Below are 19,098 nucleotides of genomic sequence, written 5' to 3'. Positions count from 1 at the left end.
GAAACAATTAACTATCAATTATGAAAGATTACTCTTACCAAATTGGTGGCAGTCTCGCCAGTGATGCGCCTACCTATGTTGAACGACAAGCAGATTCCGAACTCTACGAAGCCTTAAAAGCAGGCGACTTTTGTTACGTCCTCAACTCGCGACAGATGGGTAAATCTTCTCTATTAGTCCGCACCCTGCACCGATTGCAAGCTGAAGGATTTCTATGCAGCACGATCGACATGACCCGCATCGGTAGCGAAAATATCACTCCCTTACAATGGTATAAAGGAATTGTTGGGGATTTATGGCGCAGTTTCCATCTTTTAGGGCAACTTAACTTAAAAACATGGTGGAAAGAACAAGAAGAAGTTTCTCTCCTGCAAAGATTGAGTCAATTTATTGAAGAGGTATTATTAGCGAGATTTCCGAACGAGCGACTTTTTATATTTGTCGATGAAATTGATAGTATTTTAAGCTTGGATTTTCCCGTAGATGACTTTTTTGCCTTGATTCGTTATTGTTACAACCAACGAGCAATTAATCCCGAATACAACCGAATTACCTTCGCGATTTTTGGAGTAGCTACACCCAGCGATTTAATCGCTGATAAAAATCGGACACCTTTTAATATCGGACAAGCGATCGATTTGTCAGGATTTAGCTTAGAAGAAGCGCAACCATTAGCGAAAGGGTTAGAAAATGTCATAGCCAATCCGCAAGCAGTTCTCAAAGAAATCTTAGCTTGGACGGAAGGGCAGCCATTTTTAACTCAAAAAATATGTGAATTAGTGGTAAGAATAGCGCGCGCATCCCACAGCGGGCATTTAAAAATCCTACCGGGAACCGAGGAATTTTTTGTGGAATCGGTGGTGAGAGAAAACATCATCTATAAATGGGAATCGCAAGACGAACCAGAGCATTTAAAGACAATCCGCGATCGCATCTTGCGAAACGAGCAGCGCATGGGTAGATGGCTGGGAATTTACCAGAAAATTTGGCAAGGAGTGCCAGTGCCAACCGATGACAGTCGAGAACAAATAGAATTGCTACTCAGTGGCTTGGTAGAAAAACAACAAGGTTTCCTGAAAGTAAAAAATCGAATTTATCAAAGAGTTTTTGACAGCGAATGGATCGAAACAAAATTAGGATTACTACGTCCTTACTCGCAAAACTTAGATGCGTGGTGGGCGACAAAACAACAAGATAAATCGCGCCTATTGCGGGGACAAGCATTGAAAGACGCTCAAGATTGGGCGCGAGGAAAAAGTTTAAGTGACCTAGATTATCAGTTTTTATCCCAAAGTGAAGAATTAGACCGCATCGAAGTGCAACAAGCACTAGAAGCAGCACGACTAACAGAAGTTGAAGCGCGACTGTTCGAGCAGAAAAAAAATGCCAAACGACAAAAACACTTTATAGTAACACTCAGTATGGCATTAATCTTAGCTTTAGGATTGGGAGCGATCGCCTTTTCACAATATCATCAAGCCACTCAAAGCCAACGCAACGAAAAAATTGGCAAAATTCAAAGCATAACGCGGTATTCCGAAGCCCTATTTGCCTTAGATAAGCGGTTAGATGCCTTAATAGAAGCCCTCAAAGCCAGAAAAGAACTACAACTATTAAACGGCACAGATCGCCAGACAAATGGCATGGTTGAATCTGCCCTACGTCGAGCAATTTATGGAGCAATTGAATATAACCGTTTTTCAGGCAATAGTGGTTGGATGAATGCCTTAGCCATTAGTCCTGATGAGGAGATGATCGCTGTGGGGACAAGCGACGGGGAGGTGCAAATTTGGCATCAAGATGGCAGATTAATTCGCACCTTCAAAGCACATATAGCACCCGTTCTAGGAATTGCCATCAGTCCCGATCGTCAGCTTATCGTTTCTGGGAGTGGAGACTTAACAATTAAACTCTGGCAGCTTAACAGTAGCACAGATAAAGCAGCACTACCTTTACACACTCTCACAGGACATAAAGCTCCAATTTACAGCGTCAAGTTTAGCCAAGATGGAGAATTAATTGTCTCAGCTTCCCAAGATAGTACGGTGAAACTCTGGCGGCGCAATGGCACATTATTCAAGACATTAACAGGGCATCTTGGCGTAGTCAGGAAAGCAGTTTTTAGCCCAGATGGAGAGTTAATTGCCTCCGCTTCTGAAGATAGCACTGTGAAAATTTGGCGGCGTGATGGCACCTTGCTCAAAACGCTTTCACAAAATGAATCTCCTGTTTTATCCATTATCTTTAGTCCTGATGGTAAGGCGATCGCTGCGGGCACTGGAGACGGTACTATTAAACTCTGGCACCGTGACGGCACTTTGTTAAGAACAATTGCCGCCCATGAGGCAGGAGTTCAGGCATTAGCTTTTAGCCCCGATGGAGAAACCATCGCCTCTGGTTCTGATAACCAAATACTCAAACTCTGGAACATTGACGGCACCTTACTCACCACGATCAAAGCACATGGCAGCGCAATTAGCGATCTTTCATTTAGTCACAATGGCGAATATCTTGCATCGACTTCTTTTGATGGCACTGTTAAACTCTGGAAATTCAGTAATTCCTTGCTGACAATTCTACGGAGACATACTGCTGGCGTTTGGGGAGTAGCTTTAAGCAAAAATCAAAGATTAGTTGTTTCATCAAGTGGAAACGAGGTTTTGCTTTGGCACAGGAACCGTAACTTACTGAGGCGATTTGAGGGCCGCAACTCTGCGTTTAGTGGTGTTGATATCAGTCCCGATAGCAAAATTATTGCTGTCGCTAGTGCAGACAAATCAGTTAAACTTTGGAGTGCTGATGGCACTTTATTAAAGACTCTCCCAGGAGGAGTTGATATGAGGAGAGTTGTTTTTAGTCCTGACGGCAAAATTATAGCTTCTTCCAGTGGGGATAGAACAGTAAAACTTTGGCAGTTAGACGGAACCGAATTGACTACCCTCAGAGGACATAAAGCTGGGGTTTGGGGGGTAGCTTTTAGTCCTGATGGGAAGGTTATTGCTTCAACAAGTGGAGATAAGACAGTTAAGCTTTGGCGGCTTGATGGTAGGTTAATTAAGACCATTCAAGGTCACAGTAGTTTAGTTTTTGGTGTAGCTTTCAGCCCGGACGGCGAGGTAATTGTTTCGGCGAGTGATGACAAAACGGCTAAACTTTGGAGTCGTGATGGTAAGTTGCTACACACTCTCAAGGGACATATTTCTGGAATTTGGAGTGTGGCTTTTAGTCCTGACAATAAAACGATCGCTACAGGAGGTAGTGACGGTATGATTAAACTTTGGCAACGTGACGGCAATGAGATTACCACTTTAATTGGACATAACGCACGGGTGGGGTCTTTAGTTTTTAGTTCTGAGGGCAAAACTCTTGCTTCTGCTTCAGAGGATAAAACAGTAATTCTCTGGAATTTAGAGGAGAGTGTAGAGTTAGATCGGGTACTAGCCTCTGGATGCGATCGCGTGCGAGATTATTTGCGAACAAATGCCGACGTAAAGGAGGAGGATAGACATTTGTGCGATGCCGTGGGCGATCGCTAAATTATCCGAAACAATTAACTATCAATTATGAAAGATTACTCTTACCACATTGGTGGCAGTCTCACAACTGATGCGCCTACCTATGTCCAACGACACGCAGATATCGAACTTTATCAAGCCTTAAAACGAGGCGAGTTTTGCTACATTCTCAATTCGCGACAAATGGGCAAATCTTCCCTTCTTGTTCGCACCTTCCATCGATTGCAAGCCGAAGGATTTCAATGCAGCACGATCGACATGACCCGTATCGGTAGCGAAAACATTACTCCTTTACAGTGGTATAAAGGAATTGTTGGGGATTTGTGGCGCAGTTTCAATCTGGTAGGAAAAGTTAATTTAAAAAGCTGGTGGCAAGAGCAAGAAGAAGTTTCTCTCCTGCAAAGATTGAGTCAATTTATTGAAGAGGTACTATTAGCGAGATTTCCGAACGAGCGAATTTTTATATTTGTCGATGAGATTGATAGTATTTTAAGTTTAGATTTTCCTGTCGATGACTTTTTCGCATTGATTCGTTATTGTTACAATCAACGAGCCATTAATCCAGAATATAACCGGATTACCTTCGCGATTTTCGGAGTAGCTGCGCCCAGTGATTTAATTTCCGATAAAAATCGGACACCTTTTAATATCGGACAAGCAGTAGATTTGCCCGGTTTTTCCTTGGAAGAAGCCTCTCCTTTAACTCAAGGGTTAGAGAGTGTAGTTAGTAATGCCGAGGCAATTATGAAAGCAATATTAGCTTGGACTTCTGGGCAACCATTTCTGAGCCAAAAGCTGTGTAAATTGATAGTAAGAGCAACGCTAGAATCTCACAGTGACGTGCTGATAATTCCCCCGGGAACGGAAGGATTTTTTGTGGAATCTGTCGTGCGATCGTACATCATCCAGAATTGGGAATCTCAAGACGAACCAGAGCATTTAAAGACGATCCGCGATCGCATCCTGAGAAACGAGCAACGTGCTGGCAGACTACTAGGCATCTATCAAAAAATCTTACAAGGAGTGGAAGTACCCACCGATGACTCGCGAGAACAGGTAGAACTATTGCTGTCTGGTTTGGTAGTAAAATCTCAGGGGTTTTTACAGGTAAGAAACCAGATTTATCAAGAAGTATTTAACAAAAAATGGGTAGAAAAAAATCTCGCTTCCTTGCGTCCATATTCTCAAGCCTTTGATGCTTGGATAAATTCCAAGCAGACCGATCAATCCCGACTGTTGCGCGGACAGGCATTGAAAAATGCTCAAGCTTGGGCCCAGGGTAAAAGTTTGAGTGACTTAGATTATCAGTTTTTAGGCGCTTCTGAAGAATTAGACCGCAGAGAAATGCAGGTAGGATTGGAAGCAGAACGGGCTAAAGAAATTGAAGCCAGACTAACGGAAGAACAAAAAAGATTAGCTGTAGAGAAAAAAAGTTCTAAGCGGCAAAGATTTTTGCTTTTTGTAGTAACAATAGCATTAATTATCGCCTGTGCATTGGGGGTAGCGGTGTATTTTCAGTATCGGCAAACTGCTGTCAGCGAAATCAAAGCGATCGCCAAATCTTCCGAAGCACTATTCGCCTCCAATCAAAAACTAGACGCATTCATAGAGGCAATCAGAGGAAAGCGACAACTGCAAAAGTTAGGTGGTGTAGACCCAGAACTCGAACGCTCAGTTAAAGAAGCTCTCCATCAAGCTGTTTATGGAGCAGTTGACTATAATCATTTATCGGGGCATAACAATGTGGTGAATGATGTCACATTCAGTCCTGATGGGGAACTCATCGCCTCAGCTTCTGCCGACAAAACGATCGATCTTTGGGAAAAAGACGGTACAAGACTAGGAATGCTTCAAGGGCACAACAATGCAGTTTGGGGAGTCGTATTTAACCCCAGAGGGAATTTAATTGCTTCGGGTTCGGCGGATAAAACAGTCAAACTTTGGCGTAAAAACAGTACAAAATCAACCAAGGTCAAGCCGAGTTATACCTTATGGCAGACCTTAAAAGGACATACCGATAATATTTCACAAGTCGCGATCGCTCCTAACAATCAAACTATTGCTTCTGCTTCTAAAGATAAAACAGTTAAACTCTGGAGTACAGACGGTAAACTGCTGAGAACTCTCACCGGACATACAGATGAAGTTAACAGCGTTGCCTTTAGCCCGGACAGTCAAACTATTGCATCTGCTTCTAAAGATCAAACCATCAAACTCTGGAATGCAGACGGTAAACTGATCAGAACCCTCACCGGACATACGGATAGAGTTATGAATGTTGCCTATGCGCCCGCAGGCTACGCCAACAGCCCTTCAGAATATCTCATTGCCTCGGCGAGTGCGGATAAAACAGTCAAACTTTGGAAGCTTGACGGAACTTTAGTCAAAACCCTAACTGGACACAGCGATGCCGTGACCAAAATCGCTTTTAACCCTCAAGGTGGTTTGCTTGCCTCGGCAAGTCTAGACAGAACAGTCAAACTGTGGCAGCTTGACGGGACTCTGGTAAAAACCCTGCTAGTCGCGAAGGATGTCGTCTCTGGATTGGCTTGGAGTCCTGACGGGAAAATCTTTGCCTCATCCAGTTGGGATGGCCCGATCGCACTCTGGAAGCTTGATGATAGTTTGCTGAAGACTCTTAACGGACATCAAGCATCAATTTACACCATAAAATTTAGTCCTGATGGTAAGACAATTGCCACCGCCAGTCGTGACAATACCGTTAAACTTTGGCCGCTTGATGGTAGCTTAATTCGCACTTTCCCTAAACAAGCTGATAAAGTTTTCGGAGTAGATTTCAGCCCAAAGGGAGACACGATTGCGACAGGTGGTTATGACAGCACTGTTCGATTGTGGCGACTAGATGGAACCTTAATCAAGACTTTTACTGGACATCAAGGTAGAGTTTTCGCGGTTGATTTCCATCCCGATGGGCAGTCACTCGCCTCCGCGGGTGAGGACAAAACGGTCAAAGTCTGGAGGATTGACGGCACCCAATTAGCAACTCTCAAAGGACATAGCGATCACATTAACGGAGTGGCATTTAGTCCCGATGGAAAGCTCATTGCCTCTGGTAGTGTGGATGGCACTGTCAAACTTTGGCAGTGGGATAATGCGATCGCCTCTGGAAAGCCCAGCTACAAGCTTCTACACACTTTAACAAGCCATCGCCGTCAGGTAGCGGGAGTGGCATTTAGCCCTGACGGCAAGACTCTCGCTTCAGCAGGTATGGATAGCATGGTGAGACTTTGGCGGTTGGATGGTACAGAAATTAGAGCCTTAAAGGGACACAAAAATGGGGTATTCGGAGTCGCATTTAGCCCCGATGGCAAGACTCTCGCCTCAGCAAGTTTTGACGGGACAGTTAAACTTTGGAGCTACGATGGTCAAGAGCTTGAAACCTTAAAAGGACATAGCGATGGGGTGTTCGGAGTCAGCTTTAGCCCTGATGGGAAGTTAGTCGCTTCAGCCAGTCAGGATACCACAGCAATTGTGTGGAATTTAGAGCGAATTTTCCAGCTCGATTTTCTCCAGTATGGATGCGACTGGGTGTGGGATTATCTGCAAACGAATGTCGAAGTGAAGGAGGAAGATAGGCATCTGTGCGATCGAGTGGGCGATCGCTAAATTATCCGAAACAATTAACTATCAATTATGAAAGATTACTCTTACCAAATTGGTGGCAGTCTCACAACTGATGCACCTACCTATGTCGAACGACAAGCAGATATCGAACTTTATCAAGCCTTAAAACGAGGCGAGTTTTGCTACATTCTCAATTCGCGGCAAATGGGCAAATCTTCCCTTCTCGTTCGCACCCTGCACCGACTGCAAGCAGAAGGATTTAAATGCAGCACGATCGACATGACCCGCATCGGCAGCGAAAACATTACTCCTTTACAATGGTACAAAGGAATCGTTGGGGATTTGTGGCGCAGTTTCCATCTTGTAGGAAAAGTCAAGTTAAAAACTTGGTGGCAAGAACAAGAAGAAGTTTCTCTCCTCCAAAGATTGAGTCAGTTTATTGAAGAGATTTTATTGACCCGATTTCCGGAGGAGCGAATTTTTATATTTGTCGATGAAATTGATAGTATTCTCAGTTTAGATTTTACCGTCGATGATTTTTTCGCCTTGATTCGTTTCTGCTACAATCAACGAGCTATCAATCCAGAATATACCCGCATTACCTTCGCGATTTTTGGAGTAGCTACACCCAGCGATTTAATCGCCGATAAAAATCGGACACCTTTTAATATCGGACAAGCGATCGATTTGTCAGGATTTAGCTTAGAAGAAGCGCAACCATTAGCGAAAGGGTTAGAAAATGTCAGAGCCAATCCGCAGGCAGTTCTCAAAGAAATCTTATATTGGACAGGAGGACAGCCATTTTTAACGCAAAAAATATGTGAATTAGTAGTAAGAATGGCGGGGTCAGCCCACAGCGGGGATTTAAAGATACCACCGGGAACCGAGGGATTTTTTGTGGAATCATTGGTGAGAGAAAACATCATTAATAAATGGGAATCGCAAGATGAGCCGGAGCATTTAAAGACTATTCGCGATCGCATTATTCGCAACGAACAACTCACTGCACGTAGCTTAGGCATCTATCAAAACCTCTTACAATGGGGTAAAATTGAAGCGGATGATAGTCGAGAGCAGATCGAACTGCTACTATCAGGTTTGGTCGTAAAACAACAAGGTTTTTTACAGGTAAGCAACCCGATTTATCAAGCAGTTTTTCACATACAATGGGTAGAAAAACAGTTAGAGCAACTGCGTCCTTATTCCCAAGCTTTCAATGCTTGGCTCGCTTCTAAACAAACCGATGAATCGCGATTGTTGCGCGGACAATCGCTAAAAGACGCTTCCTATTGGGCCCAGGGAAAAAGTTTGAGCGATTTGGATTATCACTTTTTAGCCGCTTCTAGTGAATTAGACAGGCTGGAAGTGCAGCAAGCGCTGGAAGCAGCGAGGCTTAGAGAAGTTGAAGCCAGACTCACAGAAGAACGCAAGCGGTTAGTTTTAGAGCGAGAGACAGCGAAGCGGCAGCGAAGATTTCTTGGGGCGCTCAGCGCAGCGCTAATAGTTGCGATCGCCTTTGGCATTCTCGCCCTCTGGCAATATCATTACGCCATCACCAGCGAGCAGCAAGCCCGCATCAGCGAAGTTCAAGCCCTCACCTCCTCATCGGCTGGGCAATTCGCATCCCAACAGCGATTAGATGCCCTCGTGAGCGCCATCAAAGCCAGACGCAGGCTCGACAGTCTCGTGCATTCCAGCCCGCAGTTGCCATCTCAAGTTCAACAAGTGCTGCAACAAGCCATCTATGGAACGGCAGAATTCAATCGTCTTTTGGGGCATTCCAGCCCGGTTCTGGCAGTTGATGTCAGCCCAGACGGTCAACTCATCGCCACCGGAGGCGGCGACCAAACAGCCAAGGTGTGGCAACGGGATGGTACCTTGCTGCACACTCTTGATCACACGATCAGCAGCGTCTACGCCCTTCGTTTTACTCCCGACAGCCAGCGCCTGGTAACATCCAGCGTGGACGGCAACATTTATCTGTGGAGTCGGGAAGGCAAACTGCTCAAAACCTTTCAGGGACACAAGGCTGCGATCTGGGCGATCGCCGTGAGTCCAGACGGTCAGCGCATCGCCTCCGCCAGTGAAGACAGCACCATTCGCCTGTGGAGTGTTGATGGCAAACTGCTCAAAACCCTGAGCGGACATCAAGGTGCCGTTTGGGGTGTTGCCTTTAGCCCGGATGGAAACCTGCTCGCCTCTAGCAGCACAGATAAAAAGGTCAAGGTCTGGACTCTAGATGGCGAACTCGTGAGAACCCTAGAAGGTCACAGCGCAACCGTTTGGGACGTTGAGTTCGCTTTGCTTGCAGACAATAGCGGCGCAAAACGTCCCGCCATTATCTCTGCCAGCGCTGACAACACTGTCAAACTCTGGCAACCCGACGGCACCCTGCTACGAACTCTTAGCGGTCACAGTTCGGAAGTGTTTGAAGTCGCAGTCAGCACAGCAGGCGATGTGATTGCTTCCGCCAGCGCCGACCAAACCATTAACCTCTGGAAGCCGGACGGGACACTTTTGAAAGTCCTCAAAGGGCATCAATCGGGAATTAGAGGCGTTACATTTGTTCCCAGCAGTCAAATGGTTGTCTCTGCTAGCGACGACAATACAGCCCGACTGTGGAACCCGATAAACCCCTTCTCGAAAGTCCTTTATGGACATGGCGGCACGATTTGGGATGTGGATTTCTCCCCCGAAGGTCAGATGCTAGCTTCAGCCAGTACGGATGGCAGTTTCAAGCTCTGGGCGCGAGAGGGCACGTTACTGAAGTCTTTTGCCACAGATAAGGCTGCCGTTCGCTCTGTTGCTTTCCTCTCTGGTGCTAGCTTTGCCAATCCTGCGATCGCACCTTTCCTTGCTACCGCTAGTGAAGATAAAACAATTAAATTCTGGCAGTTCGACGGGACGCTACTGAAAACCATAACAGGTCATGAAGCTGGAGTTTGGGATATCTCCCCAAGTCCAGATGGTCGGCTACTGGCTTCTGCTAGCAACGATAAAACCGTCAAACTGTGGAACAAGGACGGCAGGGCGGGCACGGGGGCATCGCCCCTACGAACTTTCACAGGGCATCGGGCCAGGGTTTACGATGTGGACTTTACCCCTGACGGACAGAGGCTGCTTTCAGCTAGTAGCGACAGCACTGCTCGGTTGTGGAGTCTTGACGGTAGGTTTTCCAAGACCCTAAAGGGTCATCGCAGCCCTGTTTGGGAAGTTGCCATCAGTCCAGACGGTCGCACTTTGGCAACTGCCAGCAGGGATGACACGATTAAACTGTGGACGATCAATGGCACGTTGCTCAAAACCCTCCAGGGAAATACTAGAGGCATGATGGCAGTTGATTTCAGTCCTAACGGTCAAATGCTGGTGGGGGGAGGCTCAACTGGCGCACTCAAACTTTGGAAAACCGACGGGACAGAAATAACGACGCTAACCGGACATGAAGGGAACGTTTGGGGAGCGGCGTTCAGTCCCGATGGCAAACTCATTGCCTCCGCCGGGGACGATCGCACGGTGATTTTATGGGATATAGAGCGTATTCTCAAACTCGATGAACTGGGTTATGCGTGCGATCGCGTGGGGGATTATCTGCGAACCAATGCGGAAGTTAAGGAGGAGGACAGACATTTGTGCGATCGTATTAAAACGGAATAATATCAAGTCCGCTTTATTAGGAAAAAGAGATTAATATGTGTGGCTATAGCATCAGAATATTAGAGGATATTTATCATCCTTGGCTACTTTTTATTGGAAGATGCTATAATACTAAATCCGGATTAAATACTCCTTTTATCTCACTCTGCGGACTCAGACTTCGTTTGTTTAGTAGCGGTTTTAACCGCCGAAGGATACGCAGAATGATCGAGGGTATAGACAAACCGGATTTAGTATAATAATTACAGAGTAATGAAATCGTTAGCAGTGAGAATACCGGGGGTAATATTGTTAAGCTTCGCCAACAATTGATTGGTTCCCGTCACCGTAATCAAAGTTTGATTGTTGCTGGAAGTAATACTGAGTTGATTAAAACTCAAATCAGAATTCAACCCAATTAAATCCTCTCCCCTGCGGAAATCATTAATGATGTCGCTACCCGAACTTTGATTGAGGAAAAACACATCATTTCCCGAACCTCCCGTCAATGTATCGTCCCCAACATCCCCGGAAAGGAAATCTGCACCGCTGCCACCACTGAGAATATCATTACCTTTGCCCCCGTAAAGCGTATCGTTACCGATGTCACCACAGATCACATCGTTTTCATTGCCGCCCAACAGCAAGTCGTTGCCCTCACCGCCATCGAGACTGTCGTTTTCTTTGCCGCCGTACAGGGTATCGTTACCGATGTCGCCAAAAATTAGGTCTCCACCTTCATTGCCAAAAGCAATATCGTTGCCATTTCCGGCATTAATTGTGTCATTTCCTAAGTTGCCTAAAATGTAGTCGTCACCATCTTCACCCAGCAAGATATCGTCATCTTTGCCGCCGAAAATGCTGTCGTTGCCAATGCCGCCGGCAACTGTATCATTTCCTAAATCTCCCCTCAACAAGTCGTCGCCCTCACCACCGACAACAGTGTCATTATCCTTGCCAGCGTAGATGGTATCGTTGCCAGCGTCGCCAGAGATGAAATCGCTGCCTTCATTACCGAATATTGAGTCGTTATCTGCGCCGCCGTCAATGTTGTCATTGCCGCCCATGCCGTAGAGAGTATCGTTGCCGGTAAGTCCGTTAATTGAATCGTTGATGACACCGCCCATGATGAAGTCGGTAGTGTCGCCGCCGTTGATAGTTTGTTGGACGGGGTTGGGGGTGATGGTGGCCGGATCTAGTTGCGGAGGGTTGAGGCTATCGAGTAGGCAATCATCTACGGCCGGAGTTGGCGTGGGAGTTGGTGTCGGTTCGGGTGTGGGCGTGGGAGTTGGTTCGGGTGTGGGAGTCGGAGTCGGTTCGGGTGTGGGAGTCGGAGTGGGAGTTGGAGTCGGCGTCGGAGTCGGTGTGGGAGTTGGGGTGGGCGTGACTGTAGGGTTAAATTCGTAAGCGCCAATATCAACGATCGCACTTCCGTTATTATCACCATCTTGAGGGCGACTCACACCGCGCTGATCTGCCGCCGGCGCGCCCGCACCAGTACCAGTATCAATTGCCGGACTTCCTGTTAGCAGCGGCAGCACGAAAGCGCCGTTAATATTTTCCAAAGGGCCGAGTAAGGGATCGGCGATCGTCACATTCGGCGTAACATTACTATCATTAGGATCTCCAACCGTCAGTTTAGCGGGAAATTGAAGATTGTTTCCCCCATCGATTAGCTCCCGTCCAGTGTGCTGCCTAGTTTTAAAAGAGTTACTTGCCGTATTCCTATCAAAAATCGAATTCTTGACAGTAATTGGCGATTTCACAGGGTCGTTAAAAGTAGCAATACCTCCCGAAAATTCAGCGGTATTCTTAGCAAAAGTCGAATTAACGATGTTAGTCGAAAAGGAATCTCTGTTAGCGACAACCATTCCTCCGCCCTGCTTAGCAGCGCTGTTGCCGGAAAAGGTACTGTTGACAACGCTGATATTTCCATTCCCTCCTGCCCACAAACCGCCTCCATTATCTTCAGCTTGGTTATTAGCGAAAGTGGAGTTTGTTACAGTAAGATCCACATTTCCGTGACGAATTGCGCCTCCGGAACCTCCAACTCCTGCTAGATCCTTAACAGCTTTATTGTTAACAAACGTGCTATTTTCCAAAACTATCTTATCTTGAAGATAGCCAAATAAAAATCCCGCTCCTCCTTCTCTCGCTCCGATATTGCCATCAAAAACGCTGTTGCGGATAGCAATAGTTCCGGCAACGGGGCCGGGGGTTGCATTCGGCCCCGAAGCATTAGCGCCATCGACGTAAACTGCCCCGCCAACGCCTTTCTCTGTGCGGTTGCCGATGAATTTAGAGTTTTCGATCGTCATGCTACCCAACAGGTTATTAACAGCTCCGCCGTAGCTGCCTTTGTTGTTGGTAAATTCGCTATCTCTGATAGTCAGAACACCGCCGCTTTTAGTTGCGATCGCGCCGCCACCACGTTCGGTATTATCTGCTAGCGAACCATCATTGCCACTAAACTTGCTGTTAATTACAGTCGTCGTGCTGCGGAAACCCGTGTAAATGCCGCCACCAAAACCAGCAACATTATTATTGACTTGGCTATTTTCTAAAGTTAAAGTGCTGCTACCTCCTGTTTGAATGCCACCACCGGCGCTAGTTGCCTCATTATTCTGATCGGTTCCAGAAACTTTGCCGTTGGCAATAATCAGGTTTTTTAGAGTAACATTTGTTGCACTCTCTGTGCGGATTACCCGCGAAGTATTATTGCCACTGATGGTTAAATTGGCTGCATCAACTGCATCAATTGTCAAGTTTTTGTTGATAACAAGTTGACCATTCGTGAGGGTAATTGTTTGGCCCGCAAGAGTCGAGGCAAATTGAATGGTATCGCCGGCTGCTGCGGAGGCGATCGCATCTCTCAAGGAACCGGGCCCGCTATCATTATTGTTAGTAACGGTAATCGTCGCTAAAGTCCCTTGATAATTCGCCATTGCCTCTGGAGTCAAGGCTAGCGGTGCTTCAATATCACCCTTGGCAAACTCCAAATTCCAGTTACCTCCGAGACCAGTGCGATCGCTAGATGCCGCAATATCAGCCCCGGTTAACTCGCCCAGGCGATCGACAAAATCGCTTCCCGAACCCGCAGCAACATCGCAACCGTAAAGGACAATATCTGCTTTGTCGCTCAACGCATTTCGCCACCCTTGCAACTGGCTTTCATATTGCGATAAATTATCCAAATTCAACGTCGTAGAACCTAGCTGCAAGCTGCCAGAATTGCCGTGAGAAAAAACGTGAACTTGATCTACAGTTTCCCCCGCAGCAGAAATTGTTTGCAGTTTCGCAGTAATTTGCTCGACTCCGTTACCATTTTTATCTAAAATGATGATCTCTGCACCGGGAAGCAGGCCACCCGTAAGAGTTTGATAGTCATCTAACTCGGAATCAATGAAGACAATAGATTTAGAACGAGAATTGCGGCTCGCAGATTGTGAATCAATACTGGCAAAACTTGAGTTCATTTCGCATACCCTATGAGAATGTTTACTATATGCTGGTAGATTCACCTTGAAAGCAGAAGGCTAGAGATACAAAAGGCAGAACGTAGAATAAAAACCTCGGTTATCCATCGGGGAGATTAAAATTTAGGGAAAAACTTTAATTTTATCCCTAAGTGAAATCCGAGACTTGTCTTCATAATCAGTTTAAGCTGGGTGGAAATTGCGATTTTTTTGGCAATTAAATGTAGCAGAGGATGTAATGTAAATAGTCGGGCACGGGGAACCTCTATATGTAGATTTGCCATGCACCTCATTAGCCAGATAAGTAGTGCATCAAACCATTGTGGAGCCTTGGTCAGGTAAAATCCAGAAAATATTTTCTGGACTTCGGAAGTCCTGAGAATTGCTCTAGCTAGTACCTGATACATTCACATTAGATAAAACCAGGAAAATTTCCTAAAGTTTTGATTAATTTAACTTTTTTACTATATGGAAAAAAGTTCCCAGAAATCTGAAATTTAGTGTTGAGAAAGCTGGCTTTATTCGGGCGCTACTTATGGCTAGCCAGCTCAGGATTGCAATAGACGGATGTGCCTCATTCTAGGTGTGGGCGATCGGCAATAAACAAGATTTATTACCGATCGCAGTTGAAAAGAATCAGATCGCTCCTATTTGTTGGCGTAGCCCCCCTAGGGGCGGGCTGCGCTAACGTCATCCAGCAAATTTTAGGAGTTTGGGAGCTTTCTTCACCACTTCTAAGCGGGCTGGCTGCTTATAGCGCACCCTACCCCAGGCAGTTAGATTGTTACCTGAGTGAAATCGCTAGCAGTGAGAATACCGGGGGTAATATTGTTAAGCTTCGCCAACAATTGATTGGTGTCCGTCACAGTAATCAAAGTTTGATTGTTGCTGGAAGTAATACTGAGTTGATTGAAACTCAAACCAGAATTCAACCCAATTAAATCCTCTCCCTTGCGGAAATCGGTAATAATGTCGCTACCCAAACTTTGATTTAGGAAAAACACATCATTTCCCGAACCTCCCGTCAATGTATCATCCCCAACATCCCCGGACAGGAAATCGTCCCCAGCACCGCCGCTGAGAATATCATTACCCTTACCGCCGTAAAGCGTATCGTTATCGGTGTCGCCGAACAGCACATCGTTTTCATTGCCGCCCAACAGCAAGTCGTTGCCCTCACCACCATCGAGACTGTCGTTTTCTTTGCCGCCGTAAAGCGTGTCATTTCCCAATAAGCCAAAAATTAGGTCTGCACCTTCATTGCCAAAGGCAATATCGTTGCCGTTTCCAGCATTAATTGTGTCATTTCCTAAGTTGCCTAAAATGTAGTCGTCGCCATCTTCACCGAGTAAGATATCGTCATCTTTGCCACCAAAAAGCGTGTCGTTGCCACCGCCGCCGGCAACTGTATCATTGCCGAGATCTCCCCTCAAAAAGTCGTCGCCCTCACCACCAACAACAGTGTCATTATCTTTGCCAGCGTAGATGGTATCGTTGCCAGCGTCGCCAGAGATGAAATCGCTGCCTTGATTGCCGAAGATTAAGTCGTTATCTGCGCCGCCGTCAATGTTGTCATTGCCGCCCATGCCGTAGAGAGTATCGTTGGTGGCTTGTCCGTTAATTGACTCGTTGATGACACCGCCCATGATGAAATCGGCACCCTCGCCGCCGTTAATAGTTTGTTGGACGGGGTTGGGGGTGATGGTGGCAGGATCTAGTTGCGGGGCGTTGAGGCTATCGAGTAGGGAATCATCCGAGGCCGGAGTTGGAGTCGGTGCGGGAGTTGGTGTTGGCGGCGGAGTCGGTGCGGGAGTTGGTGTTGGCACCGGTTCGGGCGTGGGAGTTGGCACCGGTTCGGGCGTGGGAGTTGGCGCCGGTTCGGGCGTGGGAGTTGGCGCCGGTTCGGGCGTGGGAGTTGGCACCGGTTCGGGCGTGGGAGTTGGCGCCGGTGCGGGTGTGGGAGTTGGCGCTGGCGCGGGTGTGGGAGTTGGCGCTGGAGTCGGAGTCTCAGTCGGGGCCGGCGCGGGTGTGGGAGTTGGCGCTGGCGCGGGTGTGGGAGTTGGCGCTGGCGCGGGTGTGGGAGTTGGGGCCGGCGCGGGTGTGGGAGTTGGGGCCGGCGCGGGTGTGGGAGTTGGGGCCGGCGCGGGTGTGGGAGTTGGCGCTGGGACGACACTACCTCCCAATTCAAAAGAGCCGCTGTCCACGATCGCACCTGGAATGCTGTCGCCATCTTGAGGGCGAGTCACGCCGCGCTGATCCGTAGTGGGTGCGTCGGTGGCAATCCCTTTATCAATTGCCGGACTTCCTATCAGCAGCGGCCTGACTAAAGCGCCGTTGAGGGTTTGCAAAGGGCCAAGTAAGGGGTCTGCGATCGTCACACTTGTCGTCACCTTGGTATCGGTGTCAATCAGCGGCCACTGAAAATTCCCTCCTTGATCGCTATATTGGGCGGTGGCGTGTTGCTGAATGCCCCAAGGGTTTCCTCCGTTAGCCGCTGTATTGTTGGAAAGAATCGTGTTTTTGAGGGTGACATTATTGGCATCGGCGAAGATACCTCCACCAACCCAGCCGGCAGAATTATCGGCGATCGTCGTGTTGAGAATGGTTGTGGGTGCACCAAGAGTCATTGCACCGCCGAGTTTGTTGAAATCACCAGCAGCAAACGCCGTGGAGTTGCCAGAAAAGGTACTGTTAGTAATCGTAGCAGGGGCATTGCGTGTCCACAGGCCACCACCTTGATTGCCGGCTTTGTTGCCCGCAAAGGTGGTGTTGGTAATGGTCAATCCCTGGTTGGTGTTGTCGCTCAAAATTGTTACCCCACCACCGTTTCCAGGATTTCCACCGGGTAGCGCCAGAATTTCGTTATTTTGGAAGGTGCTCTTTTCCAAAATAACGTTGTCTTGGCTGCCGGTGAACAGATAAGCTGCGCCTCCTTCACCTCGACCTTTATTGTCTTGAAATACGCTATTGGTAATCTTAATTGTGCCGGAAGCTTCGCTCGGATTGCTGGCTCTGTCTGTGTAAACTGCGCCGCCAAAACCCCTTAAAAACGGATTATCTTGGCCTGTTGCGTAAACGGCTGCGGTGGTATCGTTGCCGATGAATCGGGAGTTGTCAATTGTCAGCTTACCTTGAAGGCTGTTAATTGCCCCGCCGTTAATTCCTTTGTTGTTGGTGAAGTCGCTGTTGGTGACTGTAAAAGTTTTGAAACTCAAAAAGCCGATCGCACCTGCACCGCGCTCATCGTTTGCTGCGGTGGCCACGTTGCCGTTGAATTTACTGTTGGTAACAGTCAGGGTATTGTTGAAATTACCGAAAATTGCGCCACCGCCTTGATCGGCGACGTTGTTGTTGAACTGAACGTTTTCTACTGTGAGGTTTACTTCGTCGGTTGTGCCGATCGCGCCACCTCGATCGGTAGTTTTGCCGTTAGTAATAATGAGGTTTTTGACCTCAAAATTAGTAGCAGTTGCAACGTTGGCGTTGACAAAGAAAGCGCGGGATGCGTTGTTACCACTGATAGTTAAACCGGGTGCGGCAGCGCCGTCAATCGTGATGTTTTTGCCAACGGGAATATCGAGTTGACCGCTGGTGAGGGTAATGGTTTGGCTGGCTAAACCTGGAGCGAAGGTAATTGTATCCCCTGCAACAGCGGTGGCGATCGCAGCCCTTAATGAACCGGGCCCGCTATCGCTATTGTTGGCTACTACGATCGTAGCTAAATCACCTTGGTAACTTGCCATCGCCTCTGGCTGCAAGGCTAAGGGAGATTCAATTTGACCAGAGGCAAATTCTAAATTCCAGTCGCCGTTGCTGCCGGTTATGTTGGTAGATGCCGCAACATCAGCTCCGGTTAATTGACTGAATCGATCTACGAAATTAGCACCTGTACCGGCGGCTACATCGCAGCCGTACAGCATGATGTCTGCTTGTGGGGCTAGTGAAGTTTGCCACTTTTCCAACTGGCTTTTGTATTGCTCTATGTTATCTGAACCCAGAGCGGTATTGCCTAATTGTAGGCTGCCAGAGCTGCCGTGAGAAATAATGTGAACCGAGTCTATCGCCCCGTTAGTAGAGGCATATTTTTCCATCTCGGAGGTGATTTGTTCGATGCCGTTTTTGGTGCGATCGAGTATTACTACCTGCTGTCCCGGCAGCACTCCCGCTGTAAGTGACTCGTAATCTTCCACGCCGGAGTCAATGAAGACTAAGGAGCGCAGTGGCACTTTTTCAAAAGCAGATTGTGAGTTAACTTGAGCGAATGTAGAACTCATATTGGAGACTCCATTAAGGGCATTATTAGTAGATACACCCAGGAGTAATCTCATCAGACTTATTTGATTATATCTTAACACCTAATTTGGAGATGGCGTCATTTTAAAAATATTTTTGTTGATTTATTTTGAGCCACATTTACCTTTTCTCTATTGACCATAATGAAAATTATGACCTCTACCGATGGGAAGATATTACAACATTTATATTGCAGATTTAAATAAATCAATATAGGTGGTACTATCAAATTTTTGCGACATTATTTTGCTAAAAGTAGTCTGCTTTCAGGTAGTCGGAAAGGGTGGAGGTAATTTCCCCCAGAATAACTCCTCTTAATTATATTGAGTAGTTTTTATTTGATTGTGATATTTTACGTATAGGCACAATGCACTAGAGTTTCCCTAGCTGTATTTCATCCAAGGGAAAACAGAATTATGTAGATTTTGAAGAATTCTATATGCTTTGAAGCTGCTAGGTTGGCGGTACACCCAAATACTGATTACCAGGAAGTTTGGTTGCATTTACTAACAGTCAATCGATTTTAGATTTTAGATTTTAGATTTTAGATTTTAGATTTTAGATTTTAGATTTTAGATTTTAGATTTTAGATTTTA

At 46.8% G+C, this 19,098-nt stretch carries 5 protein-coding genes; 3 read left to right on the top strand and 2 right to left on the bottom strand.

The features are described 5' to 3' along the window. The first annotated feature begins 20 nt into the window (after nucleotides 1-20). From QT979_RS13760 to QT979_RS13750, 3 genes are read left to right on the top strand one after another with little or no spacing between them, the layout of a single operon-like run. Entirely contained in the window at nucleotides 21-3,536 is a 3,516-nt protein-coding gene (locus QT979_RS13760; RefSeq protein ID WP_333310575.1) for a WD40 domain-containing protein, read from the top strand. 27 nt (nucleotides 3,537-3,563) lie between these two features. Further along, nucleotides 3,564-7,142: a WD40 domain-containing protein gene (locus QT979_RS13755; RefSeq protein WP_333310573.1), complete on the top strand. Its 3,579-nt coding sequence runs from the start codon at nucleotides 3,564-3,566 to the stop codon at nucleotides 7,140-7,142. A gap of 27 nt (nucleotides 7,143-7,169) precedes the next feature. Beyond that, the gene (locus QT979_RS13750) at nucleotides 7,170-10,754 is read left to right on the top strand and encodes an AAA-like domain-containing protein (RefSeq protein WP_333310571.1); all 3,585 of its coding nucleotides are present in this window, start codon (nucleotides 7,170-7,172) and stop codon (nucleotides 10,752-10,754) included. 242 nt (nucleotides 10,755-10,996) lie between these two features. Here QT979_RS13750 and QT979_RS13745 read toward each other — a convergent pair whose 3' ends face one another. Beyond that, a complete protein-coding gene (locus tag QT979_RS13745) occupies nucleotides 10,997-14,209 on the bottom strand; it encodes a DUF4347 domain-containing protein (RefSeq protein ID WP_333310569.1) in 3,213 nt (1,070 codons plus the stop codon). Between the two features lie 776 nt (nucleotides 14,210-14,985). Beyond that, on the bottom strand, nucleotides 14,986-18,483 hold the full coding sequence (locus tag QT979_RS13740) for a DUF4347 domain-containing protein (RefSeq protein WP_333310567.1): 3,498 nt from the start codon (nucleotides 18,481-18,483) through the stop codon (nucleotides 14,986-14,988). Nucleotides 18,484-19,098: the final 615 nt, after the last annotated feature.

The sequence above is a fragment of the Microcoleus sp. w2-18bC1 genome (genome assembly GCF_036700365.1).
In the GTDB taxonomy this organism is placed as follows: Bacteria; Cyanobacteriota; Cyanobacteriia; order Cyanobacteriales; family Microcoleaceae; genus Microcoleus.
Note: the sequence above shows the minus strand (reverse complement) of the source record. Positions and strands in the feature narration are given on the sequence as shown.

Excerpts from the sequence above, each read along its gene's own strand:
- QT979_RS13745 (WP_333310569.1), bottom strand. The coding sequence starts at position 14,209 with ATGAACTCAAGTTTTGCCAGTATTGATTCACAATCTGCGAGCCGCAAT.
- QT979_RS13750 (WP_333310571.1), top strand. The coding sequence starts at position 7,170 with ATGAAAGATTACTCTTACCAAATTGGTGGCAGTCTCACAACTGATGCA.
- QT979_RS13740 (WP_333310567.1), bottom strand. The coding sequence starts at position 18,483 with ATGAGTTCTACATTCGCTCAAGTTAACTCACAATCTGCTTTTGAAAAA.
- QT979_RS13760 (WP_333310575.1), top strand. The coding sequence starts at position 21 with ATGAAAGATTACTCTTACCAAATTGGTGGCAGTCTCGCCAGTGATGCG.
- QT979_RS13755 (WP_333310573.1), top strand. The coding sequence starts at position 3,564 with ATGAAAGATTACTCTTACCACATTGGTGGCAGTCTCACAACTGATGCG.